Annotated in this window: 17 protein-coding genes; 12 read left to right on the top strand and 5 right to left on the bottom strand. The window is 37.8% G+C overall.

Annotated elements, in window-relative coordinates; translation table 11 throughout:
• Positions 1 to 11: 11 nt before the first annotated feature.
• A complete protein-coding gene (locus AAZR93_RS11420) occupies positions 12 to 1,781 on the bottom strand; it encodes a sulfatase (protein ID WP_434719879.1) in 1,770 nt (589 codons plus the stop codon).
• A 15-nt stretch (positions 1,782 to 1,796) separates the two neighbouring features.
• Positions 1,797 to 3,218: a PTS transporter subunit EIIC gene (locus AAZR93_RS11415; RefSeq protein ID WP_434719878.1), complete on the bottom strand. Its 1,422-nt coding sequence runs from the start codon at positions 3,216 to 3,218 to the stop codon at positions 1,797 to 1,799.
• Positions 3,219 to 3,381: 163 nt separating this feature from the next.
• On the opposite strand from AAZR93_RS11415, the gene AAZR93_RS11410 reads away from it, so the two are divergent.
• The 9 genes from AAZR93_RS11410 (at position 3,382) to AAZR93_RS11370 (ending at position 12,086) form a co-directional block, all read left to right on the top strand.
• Positions 3,382 to 3,738 carry a YidH family protein gene (locus AAZR93_RS11410; protein ID WP_294106435.1) on the top strand — a complete coding sequence of 119 codons (357 nt, stop codon included), beginning with the start codon at positions 3,382 to 3,384 and terminating at the stop codon, positions 3,736 to 3,738.
• An 8-nt stretch (positions 3,739 to 3,746) separates the two neighbouring features.
• Positions 3,747 to 4,049: a DUF202 domain-containing protein gene (locus AAZR93_RS11405; RefSeq protein WP_434719877.1), complete on the top strand. Its 303-nt coding sequence runs from the start codon at positions 3,747 to 3,749 to the stop codon at positions 4,047 to 4,049.
• Between the two features lie 137 nt (positions 4,050 to 4,186).
• Entirely contained in the window at positions 4,187 to 4,429 is a 243-nt protein-coding gene (locus tag AAZR93_RS11400; protein WP_434719876.1) for a DUF997 family protein, read from the top strand.
• The gene (gene panF, locus AAZR93_RS11395; RefSeq protein WP_434719992.1) at positions 4,419 to 5,891 is read left to right on the top strand and encodes a sodium/pantothenate symporter; all 1,473 of its coding nucleotides are present in this window, start codon (positions 4,419 to 4,421) and stop codon (positions 5,889 to 5,891) included. Before AAZR93_RS11400 ends, panF begins: the two co-directional genes overlap by 11 nt.
• Positions 5,892 to 6,085: 194 nt before the next feature.
• Positions 6,086 to 6,970 (top strand): 50S ribosomal protein L11 methyltransferase, encoded by an 885-nt coding sequence (gene prmA, locus AAZR93_RS11390; RefSeq protein WP_434719875.1) that lies wholly within the window; start codon positions 6,086 to 6,088, stop codon positions 6,968 to 6,970.
• A gap of 318 nt (positions 6,971 to 7,288) precedes the next feature.
• The gene (gene dusB / locus AAZR93_RS11385) at positions 7,289 to 8,266 is read left to right on the top strand and encodes a tRNA dihydrouridine synthase DusB (RefSeq protein WP_294106952.1); all 978 of its coding nucleotides are present in this window, start codon (positions 7,289 to 7,291) and stop codon (positions 8,264 to 8,266) included.
• 14 nt (positions 8,267 to 8,280) lie between these two features.
• Positions 8,281 to 8,577, top strand: a complete 297-nt coding sequence (gene fis, locus AAZR93_RS11380; RefSeq protein ID WP_004258438.1) for a DNA-binding transcriptional regulator Fis — start codon at positions 8,281 to 8,283, stop codon at positions 8,575 to 8,577.
• A 224-nt stretch (positions 8,578 to 8,801) separates the two neighbouring features.
• Complete coding sequence (locus AAZR93_RS11375; protein WP_434719874.1) at positions 8,802 to 10,964, top strand: TonB-dependent receptor; 2,163 nt, start codon at positions 8,802 to 8,804, stop codon at positions 10,962 to 10,964.
• A gap of 57 nt (positions 10,965 to 11,021) precedes the next feature.
• Complete coding sequence (locus AAZR93_RS11370; protein WP_434719873.1) at positions 11,022 to 12,086, top strand: TonB family protein; 1,065 nt, start codon at positions 11,022 to 11,024, stop codon at positions 12,084 to 12,086.
• A gap of 103 nt (positions 12,087 to 12,189) precedes the next feature.
• Here the strand turns inward: AAZR93_RS11370 and AAZR93_RS11365 are convergent, their stop codons facing one another.
• A complete protein-coding gene (locus tag AAZR93_RS11365) occupies positions 12,190 to 13,749 on the bottom strand; it encodes a methyl-accepting chemotaxis protein (protein WP_434719872.1) in 1,560 nt (519 codons plus the stop codon).
• A gap of 688 nt (positions 13,750 to 14,437) precedes the next feature.
• On the opposite strand from AAZR93_RS11365, the gene AAZR93_RS11360 reads away from it, so the two are divergent.
• From AAZR93_RS11360 to AAZR93_RS11350, 3 genes are read left to right on the top strand one after another with little or no spacing between them, the layout of a single operon-like run.
• The gene (locus tag AAZR93_RS11360; RefSeq protein ID WP_434719871.1) at positions 14,438 to 15,469 is read left to right on the top strand and encodes a threonine aldolase family protein; all 1,032 of its coding nucleotides are present in this window, start codon (positions 14,438 to 14,440) and stop codon (positions 15,467 to 15,469) included.
• Entirely contained in the window at positions 15,466 to 16,632 is a 1,167-nt protein-coding gene (locus AAZR93_RS11355; protein ID WP_434719870.1) for an MFS transporter, read from the top strand. The genes AAZR93_RS11360 and AAZR93_RS11355 overlap by 4 nt, the downstream gene beginning before the upstream one ends.
• Positions 16,604 to 17,812, top strand: a complete 1,209-nt coding sequence (locus AAZR93_RS11350) for an ATP-grasp domain-containing protein (protein WP_434719869.1) — start codon at positions 16,604 to 16,606, stop codon at positions 17,810 to 17,812. The genes AAZR93_RS11355 and AAZR93_RS11350 overlap by 29 nt, the downstream gene beginning before the upstream one ends.
• A 68-nt stretch (positions 17,813 to 17,880) precedes the next feature.
• Here AAZR93_RS11350 and AAZR93_RS11345 read toward each other — a convergent pair whose 3' ends face one another.
• Both AAZR93_RS11345 and AAZR93_RS11340 read right to left on the bottom strand, forming a co-directional pair.
• Positions 17,881 to 19,128, bottom strand: coding sequence for an aromatic amino acid transporter (locus AAZR93_RS11345; protein WP_434719868.1), 1,248 nt, complete (start codon positions 19,126 to 19,128; stop codon positions 17,881 to 17,883).
• Positions 19,129 to 19,191: 63 nt separating this feature from the next.
• A complete protein-coding gene (locus AAZR93_RS11340; RefSeq protein ID WP_434719867.1) occupies positions 19,192 to 20,595 on the bottom strand; it encodes a tryptophanase in 1,404 nt (467 codons plus the stop codon).
• Positions 20,596 to 20,897: the final 302 nt, after the last annotated feature.

The raw sequence follows: 20,897 nt of genomic DNA, 5'->3' as shown, positions 1-20,897 counted from the left end.
ATAGCTCATTATTATTTCAATCTCATTTCCAGAGCTACCCGGTACATTAGCTCATTATGGTTTTCTGTAGGGAAATTATCAATAATGAAAGCAATTAACTGCTCTTGGCTCAGAGACTTATTTAATTGATTTAGTAGCTTCTCTCTAATGTCCCCCAGTTTTCGGGTGTCGATATATTGTAATAAGGACATCACCCCATACTTCACATCTTGCGCTAATTCATAGCTATCAAGCGCTGTTGCTGCTGCGCCAATATATAGGTGTTCAAGCGCTATTTGTTCCATGTTAACCGCATCGTTCTTAGATAACCCATATCGTGCAAATAACTCTAATGGCGCATCATTCGCTATCATCATCAAACGAATGTTCTCTAATAAGCGACATTCGGTTTCAAATTCTACAATCGGTGATATCTGCTGAGGATCAAGTTTCACGTTATATAAACGGTGACCAAAGCGATCGGAATCAGTTGTCATCACACTCGTTGCGGGAATTTTAAGCACTGCGCAGCCTTGTGTGAAATCAAACCCTTCATGTAATTGAGTTCCTTGTAGCTCTTTTGGCGTAAAGCGTCGATTAATGCGCGTCGGCATCAATGTGTAATCATTGAGGCCTTCTGTCCCCTGTACAACTGGCGAACGCATATATACAAACTCACCATCAGTGATATTAATTTGGCAACCATGATAGCCAAATAGAGCATATTCACGAATCGGAGAGTCATTTTCTAGCCCTGAGATTAAACTTTTACCCTGCATGTTTGGCGGTATTGGTGCATTAAAATAATCTAATAATGTCGCTGGAATATCAATGGATTGAGCTAACATTTTCCTAGACTCATTCACCGAAGTAATTTCTGGATGGTATATAAAAAATGGCGTATTCGCGATTTCATTATAAAGGGGCATAATATTTTTCCCCCACCACTCATGTTCACCAAGCAAAAAGCCATGATCCGTATTAACAATCAACATGGTATCTTGCCAAAGATTATATTTATCAAAGACATCTAATACTTGGCCAACATACTCATCCACCATAGTGACAAGTGCTTGATAAAAGCCGCGGATCACTTTCTGTCGTGATTCATCTTCGGTCACTAAGTAATAAGGAGGCCATCCGTCAAAATCTTGATTTGATAATCCATACATTTGCAAATATTTTTCAGGCACATAAAACGGCTCATGTGGATCAAAACATTCAAGTTGTAAAAACCAATTATCAGCATCCTGATTTGTTTCTATAAATTCAATACCATGATTAATCGTTTTCACTAACGGATGATCTTTTTCATCTTGCATATATTGCTGATTAATCAAGTGCTGTGTACGGCTCGCTATTTTGCGTTGCTTATTTTCTTCAGTCTCACCAGATTCATAATGAACAATAGGTTTATTGACTACCCCCTTCCAATTATCGCCTTCCTGCCCACGAATAAATTCATAGGTTGAAAAACGTGAGTGATAAGTTGCCCCACCATCTCGCCAATAATGCTTATGGTCGGTGACTAAATGTGTATGAATACCTCGTTTTTTTAAAATTTCAGGCATTGATTCATCAAACGGTTCAATAGGTCCCCAACTACGATGTAGGAAATTATATCGCCCTGTATGTAATTCTCTTCTCGCAGGCATGCATGGCATACTACCCACATAGAAATTATCAAATTTAAGAGAGCGCTTTCTTAACCGCTCAAAATTAGGTGTTATCGTTGACTGGCAACCATAGGCAGACAACATATGTTTATTCAACGAGTCAAACATTAACATCACAGCTTTCATCATCAATTCCTTTTCTTATTCATACTTTCTGATGCGCCCAACAAAGTAAGTGAGCAAAAACGCAATACTGCACCCAACCAACCAACTCAGGATATATTCAAGATATTTGCCATCAGCAATCAACGGCAAAGCGGAGAGACCAGCTGCACCGACTCCATTAGCCGTGACATCGAGTAGCACTATCATCATTCCACCAAAACCTGCGCCAATAGATCCTGTAATAAAGGCAAACCCAGCAGGGATATTGACACCAAAAATAGTTGGCTCTCCGACGGCTAAAATACTGGTCGGTATTGCACCTTTTGCGACACGTTTCATCACGGGGTCTTTGGTTAATAAAAGTACCGCTATAGCCGCGCCAACCATGCCTGAATTACTCATGATCTGAATGGCAAATAACTGAGAATGACCTGTAGCTTGAATTAGCTCGAGATGAATTGGAATTAACCCTTGATGTAACCCCAATGAAATCAGGAAAGGGAATAATGATGAAAGTAAGAAACCGGCCGCTAAGCCGCCATGTTCCAGTACTCCTGATAACGATCCTAAAATGACATTGGACACAATACCTGCAACAGGCATGATGCCAAAAAGCAATAATCCCGTCATAATAATAATAGTTATTGTAGGTGTCGCAATAACGTCTATCATACTTGGAATAAATCGACGTAATCGACGTTCTAGCCAACAACATATCCACACAGCAAAAATAACCCCGATCAAGCCACCCTGCCCCGGCGTTAATCCAATGACTGCAACTTGAGGTGCGATAGTTATAGCGCCGATAATCCCACCAAGGATTTCGGTTCCTTTAAACTCTTTCGCTGCAAAAATACCCGTGAATACCGCCAGCAAACTAAATAAGCCACTCGCGATAATGCCCATTATTGTACTAATTTCCAGCAAGCCTTTTTGTTGCAAAATAACTTGAGCCGCTGATAAATTAGCCGTTGCCTGTATCCCCTGAGTTAGCGCCTCTGCACTAGCAGAGTTCACAATAATATTATTGATACCCATTAATGTTCCGGCTGCAATTAAACCGGGCAATAGCGGAATGAATATATTCGCAATCACACGCAAAATAGCTTTTACTGGCGTTTTTTTCTTCGCTTTATTTCGAGCAATTTCAGCTTTTTGAATGACCCCATTTTCACTATCTGAGCTAAATGTTTCTGATTCAAGTTGTTCACCCTTTGCTAATTGCTGATTAATAGCATCAGCAATATTATTACATTTTCCTGGTCCTACAATGACTTGTAATGTTTCATCACTAATAACACCGAGTACCCCGGGCAATGCTTTTAAGCCAGCAACGTCAGCCTGACTTTCATCTTTTAATGTCATTCTAACGCGAGTCATACAGTTAGTGACATGGACGAAGTTTTCAGAACCGCCTGATAACTGAATAATTTTTTTTGATATTGTATCGAGATCCATAGAGCCTCTCTTGCGGCATGTTTAAGTAAGATCGATTGTTATATTGTTATAACATTTAGATTAATATATCATCAGACCAATAAAGCCCACACTGTCGTCATTGTTTTGTGATTTCCTTCTCAATATTAATTTCAAGAGATGAGCCAAAAACTACGGACCCCATATGAATATAGAAAAAAAGAACTGGAAAAATATTGGAAAAACACCGGATTACCGATTTTCATTAGCTAATGAGAGAACCTTTTTAGCCTGGATCCGCACTGCGCTTGCGTTTTTAGCAGGAGCAATCGCGATAGAGCAGTTGCTGCACGATATATCGTTAGGATGGGTAAAATTTACATTAACGCTTTTACTCGCCTTTGCCGGGGGGATCACCGCTGTCATGGCGCTCTGTAGATGGAAGCAAAACGAAATCGCTATGCGTCAAGACAAGCCATTGCAGTACACCTCTTTTTTAATATTGGTGGCTATGTTCATTGTTATCTCTGCCATTATTTCTGTTTTATACATTTTACTATAGAGATCATTATGCGAGATTCTGGACTGCAATCAGAACGAACACAGCAGGCATGGAGCCGTACCTTGCTTCTACTCGCACTGAATATACTGTTATTTTTACGTATAGGATTGATCGAGGCTTCATGGTTGATGCTATCTGGAGCCGTACTAGGCGCAGTACTTTTTGTTTTAATATCACTAAAAAGACACTTAAGCCCAAACTATCACAATATTGGTTTAAAAATAGACAATAGCTTATTTCTTGTCTTAGCTTCCACCAGCATTGCGGCAATGTCGCTCATACTAATTTTAAAAGTACTCGAAATAAAATAAGTCGTTATTGCCGTTTTATTCCTCAACCTCATTAAAGATCGTCTTGATCTTCGCGAATATTTAGGATTTTTTACACTCTCACGCCAGATTATCGTACAATCCCTGATTATTTTTTTAGAAATGAGGAGGAAAAACGTATGGATAAACGTTTTCTTCAGTCAAACAAGGAAGCTCGCTGGGCGCTCTATCTTACCATTGCCTATCTCATAGGCTGGCTCATCTGCGCCTATCTACCAGACAATAATATTGGCGTCACAGGACTCCCGTTGTGGTTCGAATGGTCATGCCTGATTCTACCTATCATTTTTATTCTCTTATGCATCATGATGGTAAAACTCATTTTTAAAGACATTTCTCTGGAGGAGAATGATGCAGACTGAAGTTCTCCTGCCATTAATCGGCTACCTTGCACTTGTATTTCTACTGTCTGTTTACGCTTATAGAAAGCGTACCAAAGGGGAGTTTCTCAACGAATACTTCTTAGGTAATCGTTCTATGGGTGGTTTTGTGCTCGCCATGACGATCACGGCAACCTATATCAGTGCAAGCTCCTTTATCGGTGGCCCCGGCGCAGCGTATAAATATGGTCTAGGCTGGGTTTTACTCGCGATGATCCAATTACCCGCTATTTGGCTGTCCCTCGGTGTACTTGGGAAGAAATTTGCTATTTTAGCGCGTCGATACAATGCCGTTACTCTTAACGATATGCTTTACGCCCGCTATCAGAGTCGCTTTATCGTTTGGTTTGCCAGTATTAGCTTGTTAATCGCGTTTTTTGGTGCCATGACGGTTCAGTTTATCGGTGGCGCGCGATTATTAGAAACCGCAGCAGGGATCCCCTATACCTACGGCTTATTGATTTTTGGGGTTTCTATCGCACTGTATACTTCTATCGGTGGCTTCCGTGCCAGCGTCTTAAATGATGCCTTACAAGGTGTTGTGATGCTATTAGGTACGGTTATTTTGCTTGTTGCCGTTATCTATCATGCAGGCGGACTTCCAGCCGCTATCGATAAAATTCAAGCGATTGACCCTAAACTTGTCACTCCGCAAGGCGCTGATGACATACTTAGTGGACCATTCCTTGCCTCATTTTGGATTTTGGTTTGCTTTGGGGTAATTGGCCTGCCGCACACCGCAGTGCGCTGTATCTCTTATAAAGACAGCAAAGCCGTTCATCGAGGCATCATTCTAGGTACGATAGTAATGGCAATTTTAATGTTTGGTATGCACTTTGCTGGCGCATTAGGCCGCGCAATTTTGCCTGACCTCACGATACCAGACCAAGTCATTCCAACACTGATGGTTCAAGTATTACCGCCGTTTGCAGCAGGTATTTTCTTAGCGGCCCCTATGGCAGCTATCATGTCGACAATCAATGCTCAGCTATTGCAATCATCAGCCACGATTGTGAAAGATATTTACCTCAATGCAGTACCAGAACAAATAAAAAATGAGAAAAAATTAGCACGTATTTCGAGTTTCTCCACACTCATTTTAGGTGCGTTATTACTGGTTGCGGCATGGAATCCGCCACAAATGATCATTTGGTTAAATTTGCTGGCTTTTGGTGGGCTTGAAGCTGTTTTTCTTTGGCCATTAGTTTTAGGTCTATATTGGGAAAAGGCCAATGGAACAGGTGCCATCAGCGCCATGGTTATCGGTGGCGTTAGCTATGCTCTACTCGCCAGTTTTAAAATCGAAATTATGGGCTTCCATGCCATTGTACCGTCACTTATTTTTAGCCTGTTTGCCTTTTTCATTGGTAATCTTTTTGGCAAGAATCCAGTACAATTGCCAAAAAATGAACAACCTATACATTCTGAAAAGATCGGTATATGACCAAAGTCACAAATCGATGTATGACAAATATACTAAACAAAATTTAATGCTCTAAATAATTCAAATTGTGGTTAGGCGGCGAAGAAGCTAATCCAACGGAACATACACCAGTGTATAACCCAAGTAGCCGAGAGCAGCCAACAACACTATAACTCGAAGTATGACGAGCATACTAAACAAGAGAATGAACAAACATGCCTTGGATCCAAATAAAACTTAACTCAAACGCTAAACAAGCAGAAGCACTAGGCGACGAACTTATCGAAAGTGGCGCAGTCTCTGTCACTTTCCAAGATAGCCACGATGTGCCTGTCTTTGAACCTCTGCCAGGGGAAACTCGGTTATGGGGAGACACTGACGTTATTGGTTTATATGACGCAGAAACCGATATGAATACAGTTATTGCTCAATTAGAAAATAGCCCTCTTCTGGCCGCTGGCTTCCCCCATAAAATAGAACAAATAGAAGATAAAGACTGGGAAAGAGAATGGATGGATAACTTTCATCCAATGCGTTTTGGTCAACGTTTATGGATCTGCCCAAGTTGGCGTGAAGTACCCGATCCAACTGCAGTTAATGTAATGCTTGATCCAGGCTTAGCCTTTGGTACAGGAACGCATCCAACTACCTCTTTATGCCTTGAATGGTTAGACGGCATTGATCTTGAAGGTAAAACTGTTATCGATTTTGGCTGCGGATCTGGCATTCTCGCGATTGCAGCCCTAAAACTAGGTGCCGCCCACGCCATCGGGATCGACATTGATCCACAAGCCATTACAGCAAGCCGTGATAATGCACAGCGTAATAATGTATCAGACCGTTTATCTTTGTATCTCGCCAAAGACCAACCAGAAGCGCTGCAAGCCGATGTCGTCGTGGCTAACATCCTTGCAGGCCCATTACGCGAACTCGCGCCTATGATTAGCGTATTGCCATGTGCGGGTGGTTTACTCGGACTTTCAGGCGTGCTTGCAACACAGGCCGAAGGTGTTGCCGACGCTTATCGTGCCGATTTTGAAATTGACCCTATAGCAGAAAAAGATGAATGGTGCCGCATCACTGGTGTCAAGCATTTTTAATAGAAATATTATGCTGATTAAAGAATAATTTCTTTGAAATTCAAATCAGAATAGATTATCTTATAGCTCAAATATTGCTCAATAGCTGGCGATAATCTGTTCTGCACTAGATTTGAATCGAGTAACTGTAATTTTAATAAATTGTGATGAATTAACTGTAATCAATTGTTAAATATAGCTAATTTAACCTTCTTGAAAAAATCAAGATAAAAATTTTAGTGATAAATGACCGTTTGCTCAAAGTTTGTCCTTTCAAATCTTGTAAAAAATGCGTAATATACGCGCCCTTGCAGTCACAGTATGGCCCCCATTTTAGTTATGCGTATCGGACAATATCAGTTGAGAAACTGTCTTATTGCTGCCCCCATGGCAGGTATCACAGATAAGCCTTTTAGGTCGCTCTGTTATGACATGGGTGCTGGAATGACAGTATCAGAAATGCTTTCTTCTAATCCTCAGGTGTGGAAGACAGACAAATCTAGACTAAGAATGGTTCATCGCGATGAACTTGGGGTTCGTTCCGTTCAAATAGCTGGCAATGATCCCGATGAAATGGCCGCCGCGGCTCAAATTAATATTGAGAGTGGTGCTCAAATCATTGATATCAATATGGGCTGTCCAGCTAAAAAAGTGAATCGAAAGCTTGCAGGCTCTGCACTGTTGCGTTATCCAGATATCGTTAAATCGATTCTAGAAACCGTGGTCAAAGCAGTAGATGTGCCTGTGACACTTAAAATTCGCACAGGCTGGTCGCCTGAAGAACGAAACTGTATAGAAATTGCCAAATTGGCCGAAGATTGTGGTATTCAAGCTATTACCATTCACGGCAGAACTAAAGCCTGCTTGTTTAATGGTGAAGCTGAGTATGACAATATTCGGGCAGTTAAGCAGACTGTTACCATTCCGGTTATTGCCAATGGCGACATTACTGACCCGCTAAAAGCCAGAGCTGTCTTAGACTACACAGGGGCTGATGCCTTGATGGTAGGCAGAGCTGCTCAGGGAAGACCTTGGATCTTTCGGGAAATCCAACATTATCTGGACACAGGTGAGATATTGCCACCGATGCCAATGGCAGAGGTACAACGCATAATGCTAGCGCATGTACAGGAATTGCACGACTTTTACGGTCAAGGCAAAGGAGCCCGTATAGCGCGCAAACATGTTTCTTGGTACTTACGAGAGCATGCACCTGATGACCAGTTTAGGCGCTCATTCAACGCCATTGAGGATGCCAGCGAACAGCTGGAGGTGTTGGAAGCATTTTTTGAAAATTTTTGCGTAAATAAAAGATAAGAGCTGACTGAACTATGTTCGAACAACGCGTAAATTCTGACGTACTAACTGTTGCTACTGTAAATTCACAAGATCAAGTAACTCAAAAACCGTTACGTGACTCAGTTAAGCAAGCACTGAAGAACTATTTTGCTCAATTAAATAATCAAGATGTTAATGATTTATATGAGCTTGTATTGGCTGAGGTAGAACAGCCTTTGTTGGACATGGTTATGCAATATACCCGTGGAAACCAGACCCGTGCTGCCCTAATGATGGGTATCAACCGCGGTACACTGCGTAAGAAATTGAAAAAATACGGCATGAATTAATCCTAGTCGATTAATGCAGTGTTTTTAGAAGCACTTTCTGTTTTTCAGGAAGTGCTTTTTTGTGACCATATCCTCAACCCTTCCCTATCTAAAATATCCTAACTCTCTAATTTTTCAATACATTAAATAATTCAAATTGTGTTGATATCGATCTGACATTGCATATAATACAAATGATTATTATTTTCATTATCATTGTTATTTGCGAGGGATTATTTACACTAATGAAACGAGCAACTCTAACCCAACAAAAAAAAGCTCATGTTAAAATCAATTTAATCTGCTGTGCTGTCCTTTGTGCATTACCTTCCATAACGAGTGCTACAACCGAAAAAAAGAATAATGCCCCTTCAAATTATGAAGATACTATCGAACTAAAAGATAGCTATGCGCGCCCTGATTATGTTGAAATTGAACGCCTTCGCGATACAAAACAAATTATTGTTATCCCAAAAGAAGAAATCCAGCAGCATGGAAATCGCACTATTTCAGATGTCCTTAAATCGGTACCTGGAATTAGTGTCGATACCACAGGGCAAGGCGATATCGATATTCGTGGTCAAGGTTCTGAAACTGCACAACGCAATTTACAAGTTCTCTTAGATGGCGCGCCAATTACGACGCTATCTAACCATCCTTATACAACAAATTATGATGTCATCCCTGTCGAGCAACTTGAACGCATCGAAATCATTCCAGGTGGCGGTAGTGTGCTTTACGGCTCAGGAACTGCAGGAGGGGTGATTAATATCACATCAAACCTCAGAAGCATGAAAAACCCCAAAAGCACAGTTTTATCTGAGTGGAACTCGGAAGGAAATCGATTAAGTGGAAGCCTTGGAACTAAAGTCGGTGATAATTTTGCATTGCTAGGTACAGCCAGTAAGTTAAACAGAGACTTATATTATAAGGATACTTATCGTAATTCTGAATATTATTCGCTAGGGGGAAGATGGGATATTACCCCTAGCCAAAGCCTTTTATTACGCGGTAGTCATCTCACCGAGAGCTCACAATATATCAAAACGTTAACAGCTCGTAATATTAAAAAATATGGTAAAGATTACGTTCCGCCAGATAAAACGGTCACTGCGGGTGTAGACGAAAATGGTAAACTAATTAAGAAAACGATTAATGGTTACTTAACCGGTGATAGAGAAATTGATAGCTACAATCTGAGTTATCAAAATCAACTAACTGAAAAACTATTTTTTAACAGTGATGTGTTCTATACCGATGGTTTTTATACTAATAATGCTAATTGGGAACAAAAAGTTAACCAAGACAGTCGCGGTGCAAAATTTAAGCTTGATATCGGTTATTTAAGTGATAGTAATCTCCTTTTAGGTATTGATTATTCAAAACAAAATGCCTCAATTGGCTATATCGGCAGCTATAAGCAAGATGATAAAGGAAAATACTATGGCGTACCTTTTCACTTTGATTACGGTCGAAAATCGACGGCACTTTATGCTCTCAATAGCTTAAAATTAGAACAATTTGTTTTCACTCAAGGCGTAAGACGTGAACTCACTGAATGGTCTTTTGATAAGGGCGGCACCGTAAACGGCTCTGGAACCTCAAATCGCTGGAACACTGCTGCCGAGCTTTCCGTCGCCTATCTTTATCGTGATACAGGTCGAATTTATGGTAGATACGAACGAGGTTACACCTTACCTGATGGCGTCCAAATTAGTGACCAATCTGTAGTTAATGGTGAAAAACTCTATTCCATTACCAAGGCCAAAGATGAAAAATACGATCTATTTGAAGTAGGCTTACGCGATAAACTCGCCTTTAGTACCGTTAACATGACCTTTTGGATGTCAAATACCAATAATCAAATTAACCGAATCTATTTAAAAGGCATCAATGATGCTTACACTATGAATCTGCTACAAACAAGACGTTGGGGAGCTGATATTGATTTTCAACAAACCTTCGGTTCGTTCACATTTCAAGAGTCTTATGCGTGGCTAAAAGGCCATTCTGACTATAACAGCCAAGGACGTCATTTCTTAGAGGAAAATGGTAAAAATACCATTGACTACACCAAAAGTGGCTTAATGAAAGTGCCTGAACACTCAGTCACACTTAAAGCAAAATATGACTTCACCGAGCAGCTGTCTGGTGATATTCAATACACCTATTACGGTTCCTATAATAATTTCCTTTCAGATGCCAATAAAGAAGATGAAGGTATCGTGAAATCACGTGATCTTGTTGATATTAGTGTGCGCTATGCACCAATCGATCATATTGAAGTGTACGGTGGCATTACTAATTTAATGGATAAAAAATACTACGATTATGTGACCTCAGGTTATGGCTCACTCATCCCAGGAAATGAGCGCTCATATTTTGCTGGTATCAAAGCGACCTATTGATTTCGAATTTAATCATTATTGGCTAATGCAAAGAATATATTGAAGGGAACAATTACTGTGACATTTAGCTATTTTCAGCGTTATAACATTGCCCTCGTGATATCGCTTGGCATTCATCTAGCCATTGTTGCCTTCATCGCCCTACAAACAGGTAGGGCACTTCCATTAGTTGAAGGCGCCAATGTTATTACTCTTTCTCTTGGTGGACCAGCCAGCTCAGGTGAAGGTCTGGGTTATGTTAAAAACAGACAATCTGAAGCGAGTATTAACCCACTAGATCAGGAAGGCGCGGCGGCTCCATCCTCAAAAATCTCACCCCCAACAACTGCTGAAAATTCGCTACCAAAGGCATCACAACCTGAAAATAGACAAATTCACAGTACAGCGGAAGATGTAAATACGCTCGAAAATAAACAACCACCTAAAGAGGATTCATTAGATTCCCATTATGTCATACCTAAAAAATCGATTGAAAAACCACTCAAAACAACATTATCACGTTCAGAAGCCAAACCAACGACAAATGTAAACACGTCGAGAACAATGCTAGATAAGCAGGCTAAATCGTCAGAAAAACAAATAAATAAAAATGACAAATGGCTACCCAATACAGCTCAAAAAACGAGTGAGAATACCGTCAATGAAGTACAGAAAAGCCATTCAAAAACACCCGAAAAAGAGAACATCAGTACGAAGGTAAATACCGATTCTACCGAATCAACGGGTGCAGGTGATTCCGTTGATAACATATCCACAACAGGCATTGGCAGTGGTAAAGAAGACCTTACTGGTAACGCTCAATTTATCGCAAATGGTGATGGAAGCTATACAGCGCTTGGCTCTGGAGGTATTAGCTATAAAATTTTAAATGATGCAGAACCTAAATATCCAAAAGAAGCGCGAACACTCGGATACTCTAAAATTGTTAAGGTTCAAATTCGGCTGCTTGTAGGATTAGATGGGCGTATAGCCTCGGTAGAAGTATTAAATGACAACATTCCAGACCTTGGTTTTAGGGAAGAGGCAATCGCAGCTATTAAAACTATGTCATTCGAACCTATTATTTATAAAGAACATCCTATCAAAATGTATTTTAAAAAAACGGTAGTTTTCCAATATTAATATTTTTGAATAACAAGAGGCTAGGCTTTGGCTAGCAATTAATTATGTTAAATTGCAAATCCAAAGTCTAGACGCAGTAAATAGCTAAGACAGCATGATTTCGCTATGCAACGGTATCTGCTGATAAATGAAACTTCTGTACTGATTGCTGTAGATCTTTGGTCTGATGCTCTAAAGAACTTGCCGCTGTCGCGACTTGCTCAACTAAAGAAGCATTCTGCTGAGTGACACTATCCATCTGAGTGATGGCGACCCCCACCTGTGCAATACCTTTACTTTGCTCTTCAGATGCGACAGTAATTCGCTTCATCACAACAGAAACCTGATCAATATCTTGTAAAATATTTTCCATTGTTGCGCCCATTTCATTGACCAAATTTGTCCCCTTCTCAACGCAAGATGTTGAGTTTGCGATCAATTGTTCAATTTCCATTGCGGCATCTGCACTATGGCTAGCAAGCTTACGCACTTCCGCTGCTACCACCATAAACCCACGCCCATGTACACCGGCTCGCGCGGCTTCAATTGATGCATTCAGCGCCAAAATATTTGTTTGAAAACTAATATCGTTGATCATGCTGATGATATCGGAAATTTTTCTGCCACTCAGTGCAATTTCGTCCATTGTTGCCACAACTGACTCAACAAGCGAATTACCTTGATTTGCCGTCACAAAAGCAGCCGCGGCCAATTTATTTGCTTGATAAGTACTGTCCATATTTAATTGCACAGTCGCAGTAATTTGTTCCATGCTCGCTGCGGTTTCCTCTAAAGCCGCTGCCTGCTCCTCTGTGCGTGAAGAAAGATCGCTATTACCATTGGAGATCTCTGTAGCACCTCGATAAATATTTTCACTTCCAAGGCGGATCGTCATAACAGCTTCACGTAAATTATTCTGCATCTCATCTAATAATGGAAATAATCTGCCCGCACAATTTCGGCCAAATGGCTTAATTGTTTGGCTCAAATCTCCTTGTGCTATTTGAGCAAAATATTGACGAATGGTATCCAATGGCTTCTGTAACATGCTAACCAAAAAACGATCTGTAAAGATCAAAATTAACACCCCAAGAATTGCGGCAACAACAATCACTACACGAGTAATATCCATAAGATTATCAACAGTGCCACGAGTATGATCGATAACATCATCAGCAGATTGATTAAATTGTTGAATCGCAGCACCAAAAGCACGACTTAATACAGGAGTTACATTATGGGAATGGGAAATATACTTATCATTATCATTTTCCATTGAGAGCGCTAATTGAGGCGTGATCCCTTCATCTAAAAGCGCTTGCCAAGTATTAATAACACTATCCGATATTGCTTTATCCATAGGGCCGGGAGAAATTGACTTCATTTCAGCTAAATATGTGCCCATATTGACCATCGCTTCTTTAACTAAAGCATAGTCAGGCTCTTTTCCTGCATTTTTGGTTTCCATCGCACGAGTCAATCGTGTAACAAAACGAAAATACTGATCATTTCCTTGGCTTAATACTGCCATTTGTTTGACTAACTGACGGTCAATATTATTACCATCAGCAATTCGGCTAAGTGCCCAGCCGCTATATAGGCTCATTCCAGCTAATATTAAACATAAGATTCCTAACAACACGAGCATGACGGAGCGAATCGAATAATCTCGAAGTTTCTGCATAAAATTCCTCTTTTGGTAAGATAAAATGACATTATTTAAGTTTATCGGCTGAAAAATGAGAAATTTTAATTATTTACAGAAGACTATATAGCTCGTTATTACCAAAACTATTTTATCAATAAGTATTATTTATTAATTTAATTAAAATGTTGCATATAGGCTGAGCTCCCTTTGAAAGATCAAGGTTAATCCATCAAAACATCTTACTTTTACTAATCAATCGATATCACAAAGTAACTTTTACAAATAGGATATTACGTATTAATTAAGACAATTTGATTGCACTGAAAAGATGCCGAGGGCCTTTCCCGTATGTTGACGAGTAGCCTGATAATAGGCCTATAAAATACAATGGTATTAATTATAAACTTATAGTCATAAAATTATAGATATTGATGAGCAAATTAATAGTTAACTAATAATTTATTATCTTAAAAATTAAAAAACAACAATTTAATATTAACTATAATAAAAACAGAAACAAATAGAAAAATGCTGAGCTTAAAAAATTAACATGATTTAAATCACACTCAAAATCATTCAATCACCAAATTTCTTGATATTCACAAATAACAATTATAAAGTCGCTCAGCTTAGCCATTATATAAACTTAAAAACATGAGATATGACTACACATAATATAATTAAAAAAACATTTTATAATAAATAATAAAGGGTTGAAATAATCATGATAGACCTAAGAAGTGATACTTTAACAAAATTAAAATACAAAGATTTAGATAGTATTAATTACAACCAAATTGGAGATGATTGTTATAATGAAGATTGTTACGTAAAAAAACTGGAGCATCATATCGCCAATCTCTTTAATAAAGAAGACGCTATATTTATGCCGTCAGGCACAATGAGTAACCAAATAGGGTTAAAAGTCCTTTCTAATCCAGGAGATGAAGTTATTACGGAAGTTGGCTATCACATTTGTTTTTTTGAGTCATCACAAATCTCAGCGTTAAATGGACTCGTTATTAATAATGTTCGTACTAAAAATGGCATCCTTAGTGCAGACGATGTTATTGATGCTATAAATTATAAGGCTAGATGGTCGAATTTATATTCAACGCCAAAAATAATATCAATCGAAAGCAGCATTAGCACTTATGGCGGAATGATTTTTCCACTTGAAGAAATAAAAAAGCTAAGGCATTTATGCAATGAAAATAATATGTTTTTATTTCTCGATGGGGCTAGAGTATTAAACACATGCATATCAATAGGTATATCGCCACAAAAATATGTTGAAAATATAGATATGCTTAATATCTGCTTATCAAAAGGAATAGGTGCGCCCTTTGGCTCCCTTCTTGTCGGAAAGAAAAAAGATATCACTACAGCCAAAAAATATCGAAAATGGTATGGCGGTGCATTACACCAATCGGGATTGATGGCAGCGATTGCCTTGAATAAATTAAAAGATTATGAAATTAATTTAAAAATAGACCATGACAATGCAAAGTGTTTAGCCTCAATAACATCTAAATATTTCCAATTAGCCTATCCTGTTGAAACTAATATTGTCATGTTAAAGACAAATAATGCCGAAAATCTCGTGGATATTTTAAAAAATCATGACGTATTAAGTACTGCATGGACATCAAACATAGTTAGATTTGTCACAAGTTCTAATGTAAATAAAAACATGATAGCTCAATTAGATAAAATCTATAATTCAATCGTTAAAAAATATAAAGAGTTTTCATGATACATAAAATAATCACATCCCGATTTCTATCGGGCATATCATTCTACAGTTTTTTGCCTTTTTTTTCTTTATATCTTTTGAACTATAAAAACATTTCAGAAGAGAAGACTGCAATCATTATATTTATATTTTTATTTATTAGCCGAGCGTGTTCATTATTTACCCCCTATATAATAAATTTACTAGGATATAAAAAAACATTAATAACAACCTACTTTCTTGCTTCTGTATCTATTTTAAGCATTTATTTCACATCTAGTTATATTTTTCTCATATTCGTTTCAGCTGCGATTGGCGCAGGATTTTCCATAGCAAACGTTTGTGCCAGCCTATTTATGGCTGAAAATAATAACCACTCTGACAGGATAAAGAATTTTTCATTATTGAATGTTATTGTTAATATATCATCAGCATTAGGTGGTATTATCGGGGAATGGTCTTATAATGAATCTTATTCAGGCATTATTATATTACCATCAGCAATAATGTTTTTATCATCTATTTATGCCTTCACCTTAACTGAAGGGGAAATATCAAAAAAAGATGATGAAAATAATACAACACCTTCTTCAACACTAAAAGCATGGTACTTATTTGTAGGTTATAGCTCAATTCCATTTTTTATGTTAGGCCTAATTTTTAGAAACTTAGCTTATCATTTCGAGTCAAATTACGCCGAAAACATTCATTACATTTCAGTTTCTCATTTATTTGCATTAAATGCTGCTATTATTATTTTTTCACAAGTAAAAGTAACCCATTATTTAGCTAAAAAGAAATCAAGCGTACAAGAAACGATGTATAAACTCAGTTTAGCATTAATCTCTACTCTACTTCTATTTTTTGATTTTAAATCTACTATGAGCATGTATTTATTAATTATTCTATTCACATTAAGCGAACTAATTTGGAGCCCTTACAACAACAGCTTGGCTATCGAAAAATGCCCATTTCGAAATAAAAAAATATCATTATCTATTTGTATCTTCTGCTGGGGACTAGCCGAATCTCTCGGCGCCTATATCGGAATAATATCAACCCCTGAACAATTACATATAACCATACCATTAATAACATTTTCAATATTACTTATTTTACTCTCCATAGAGTATTACTTATATAACAGGAAGCGTAATGAAAACGATAATTTTTCTAGAATGTAATATCTCCGGCACAGGTGTTCGTGCAATAAAAATAGCGCAAGAAAATGGTTATAGAGCGGTACTATTTACCAAGGAATATGATTTTTACCATACCATCGCTGACAACCCATTACTGCATGCCGACCTTGTTGTAGAACTTAATACCGACTGCATTGCAACAATTATCAATGCTGCAATAGACTATAACCCCAATGGAATTGTCGCATTTGATGACTACCGATTAATCAATGCCGCAGCAGCATCCCATGCCCTCGGTTTACCCTCACCAAATATGAAGTCGCTTATTTTATGTCGATACAAAAACAAAACGCGACAAATATTATTTGACCCAAATGATGATTTTAAATATCGCGTTTTCGATATTAAAGATAAGATTGATATTTCTGAAATGAAATTTCCGCTGGTTGTAAAACCTTGTGATGACAGCGGTAGTAGTAAAGTAACAATATGCCATAGCCTAGAGGAAGTTAATATTGCAGTTGAAGAAATTATCGCATTCAGAACAAACCAACGAGGCTATAAACTATCCTCTAGCTATCTTATTGAAGAGTTTATTGATGGAAATGAGTATAGTGCAGAAGCATATTGGTGTGCAGCTACCTCACAATGGGAAATATTAGGATTTACTAAAAAGCACACCACCGAAGGAAAATATTCTGTCGAAATAGGTCATGACTTCCCCTATAAATTTGATTCAAACTCTAAAATCAAAAAAACCATTATAGATTGGCTTAATAAAATTGGATTATCCCATACGGTTGCACATGTTGAATTTAAATTAGATAAAAAATCAATCATGCTGATAGAGATAAATCCGAGGGTCGCAGGCGGTATGATTGATAAGCTTTGCTCAATTTCAACTGGATTTGATTTGGTTCATTGTTACTTATCTCTGTTTGTTAACGACATGGAATACAGGCCAAAATTTATAAATAAAGTACAATATGCATCAATAAGATTTTTAACCTCAAAACGTATCGGGATAATTGATAAGATCATTCCAAAATTTATATTAAATAAGCCGTTATTATTTAAATTCGTTCCCACACCAATAAAAATTAAGCAACTTAAAGATAGTTATAGCCGGCTAGGTTATGTCATTACTATTGAAAATTTACTAATACAGGCAGCAGCGGAAGCAGACGAGATTATAAAAAATATTGAGATCATTTATGATTAAAACAATAAAAAAGGCACAGTAAACCCGCACTGTGCCTTTACAGTTATTTTTATAACAAGGTTTGAAAATTAACGGTATATCGGTAATAAATTAAACTGTGCAAGTAATTGACAAATAATTCCAAATACCCCAAAAGCAATCACTGCATAGATCAACCCTTTTCCACCCCATACTTTAAATTTTGCATCAGGGAATCGTTCTCTTACTTTCAAGGCCATGACTGCTGGACATATAACCGCCCAGATACAGGCAGCCATTCCTGCATAAGCAATTGCGATAAGAAAACCATTAGGAAATAGCATGCAAAGGACAAGTGGAGGTAAGAAACACAATAATGCTGTTTTCATTCTTCCTGATGAATTATCGTTAAAGTTCAACGATGATAAGATGTAGTCGAATAAACCGATTGCCACACCCAAGAATGAACAAAACACGGCACTAATTGAGAACCAAAGTAAGAATGTTGCTATGTGCTTACTATTAAGAACGGCATAAAGGGATTCTATAAATGCATCTAAGTTACCGCCTTTATTAATAATATTTAGAAATTCAGGTCTTGGGAGATTTCCCATGGTGCCTAATATCCATAAAAAATACAGGATTAGTGCCAATACACATCCAATAATACAACTCTTAACGACCTTTCTCTCATTCTCATGATAAAGCTTATAAAGACTACAAACATTACCATGGTAACCAAAAGAGGTAATCGCATAGGGAATAACAATAAAGACAAATGGAAGTAGTGAAGCTTGTCCGCCTTCAACTGGCGATGTTAATAATAAATCTGTTTTTACAATAAAAAACAACCCTGAGAATGCAAGAATAAATAACACTATCTTAATAAATAAAAATAATGAAGTTAATCTACTCGCACCAATACCACTCCACCAAATACTAGCACCTAATATTAATGTAAAACAAACAAATATAAGTCTTAGATTAATATCATACCCATAAATTGTTGCTGCCTCTTTGATAACTGAACCTGCCGCAGAAATATAAGCATATATCAATATATACAATACAAATATTAATGCCATATTTGCAAGATAACAGGCCCATTTAGGTAATAGTTCTTTTGATATAAAAAAGTAATTTGTTCCTGAACCATATTTTGATATACATTCTAAAATATAAATCCCTGAGTGAAACATAAAAAAGCAAACAATTAATAGGATTACAACTGAGTTAATAAACCAAGCTCCTGCCATAATAGTTGGCAAGCTAAACATCCCTGCCCCTATCATTGCACCGCCTAGCACAAAACCCCCTACCATAATGGAGGGTTCTTTCTTGGCTGCCAAATTGTTCATGCTATATACCTTAAGAATAAGGATAAGACTCCCGCATTGCACGGGAGCCCGAAGAACTACTTATTATTTAATAGGTTTTAATCTCGCAGTAAAGTGTCTCAATACTGGTGGCTCATATTCAAAATCAAGTCCTTTCAGTGTCGCGAACTTATCTTTAAGACCAATCAGAGCATCTGCAATGTAATCCATGTGGTCATTGGTATAAACACGTCTTGCGATAGTGAGTCGCATGAATTCCATGTCTGCGTATTTTTGTTTACCTGTTTCAGGATCGCGACCTAATAAGAACGAACCAATTTCAACAGCACGAACACCTGATTCTAAATACAATGCATTAATGACGGCTTGTGCAGGGAATTGATCACCTGGGATTTGTGGCACTAATTTTTTGCAGTCAACAAACACAGCGTGACCACCGGTAGGATATTGAATTGGAATACCACCTTCACGCAAACGGTCGCCCAAGTATTTAACTTGACCAATACGATAGTGCAAATAATCTTCCCCAGCACCTTCTTCTAATCCTTGAACCATTGCAGCCATATCACGACCCGCTAGGCCGCCATAAGTTACAAACCCTTCCATAGGCACACAACGCTGTCTTGCTAGTGTGAATATTTCTTCGTTATTTTTAATCGCGACTAAACCACCGATATTTAATAATGGGTCTTTTTTCGCTGACATAGTCAATGCATCAGCATATTTGTACATATCAAAAATAACTTCTTTAATTGTAGAATTTTTATATTTTGGATCGCGTTCTTTAATAAAGTATGCGTTTTCACAAAAACGCGCAGAGTCCATAACAACGAAAATATTATGTTGTTTTGCTATTTCATAAACTTCTTTCAAATTAGACATTGAAACTGGCTGGCCACCCGCACTATTACAAGTCACAGTAGAAATAATAGCGACAACGTTTTCTGCACCATGTTTAGCAATATTATCTTTTAATTTCTGAATATCGAAGTCGCCTTTCCAATCATCATAAGTTTCTGAGTCATAGGCTTTTTCAGTTACAATATTAATTGCTTTACATCCGTTTAATTCAACGTGTGCAGCGGTAGTATCAAAATGAAAGTTAGAAATAAATACCGGCTTTTTCGCGCCGCCTTGGTCTTTCTTAACTTTCAGCAATACTGGGAACAACATATTTTCCGCACCACGACCTTGGTGAGCGGGAATAACATAGTCATAACCAAACATTTCTTTAACTTTATCTTTTAAGTCATAATAATTACGAGAACCTGCATACGCTTCATCACCCGTAATCATCGCAGCCCACTGACGGTCACTCATTGCGTTCGTGCCTGAGTCAGTTAAAAGGTCAATATAGACTGCGCTGCTTGGTAATAAAAATGGGTTATATCCTGCTTCTTTTAATGCAGCTTCACGCTCTTCTCTTGAAGGAATACGGATATTTTCTACCATTTTAATACGGAATGGTTCTACGATTCTTTTAGCCATGATAATACCTTTAATTTTTCATTAAATAATAAAAATAACAATTTGAACTTATAAAAATAAGTTAGCAAATTTTTGACAGGAAAAAATTAGAGGATTATTTGTTTGGGAAAAAGAAAGCGAGGGAAATATCAATGTTGAACCATTTCTTCATATAGAAGAAACTCCTTGATATTAGTAATTCATTTAAAAGAAACATACTATGACTCCTATCAGTAAGGAATTAGTACAACCATTGCCATTGTTTATATAACAGTTATGAAATTAATTTAATAACTATTGTCATGTAATTAGTCATGCATCAC

It is taken from the genome of Providencia sp. Je.9.19, assembly GCF_051129765.1.
In the GTDB taxonomy this organism is placed as follows: domain Bacteria; phylum Pseudomonadota; class Gammaproteobacteria; order Enterobacterales; family Enterobacteriaceae; genus Providencia.
The sequence above is the reverse complement of the archived record's forward strand: the minus strand, read 5'-3'. Positions and strand labels throughout refer to the sequence as shown.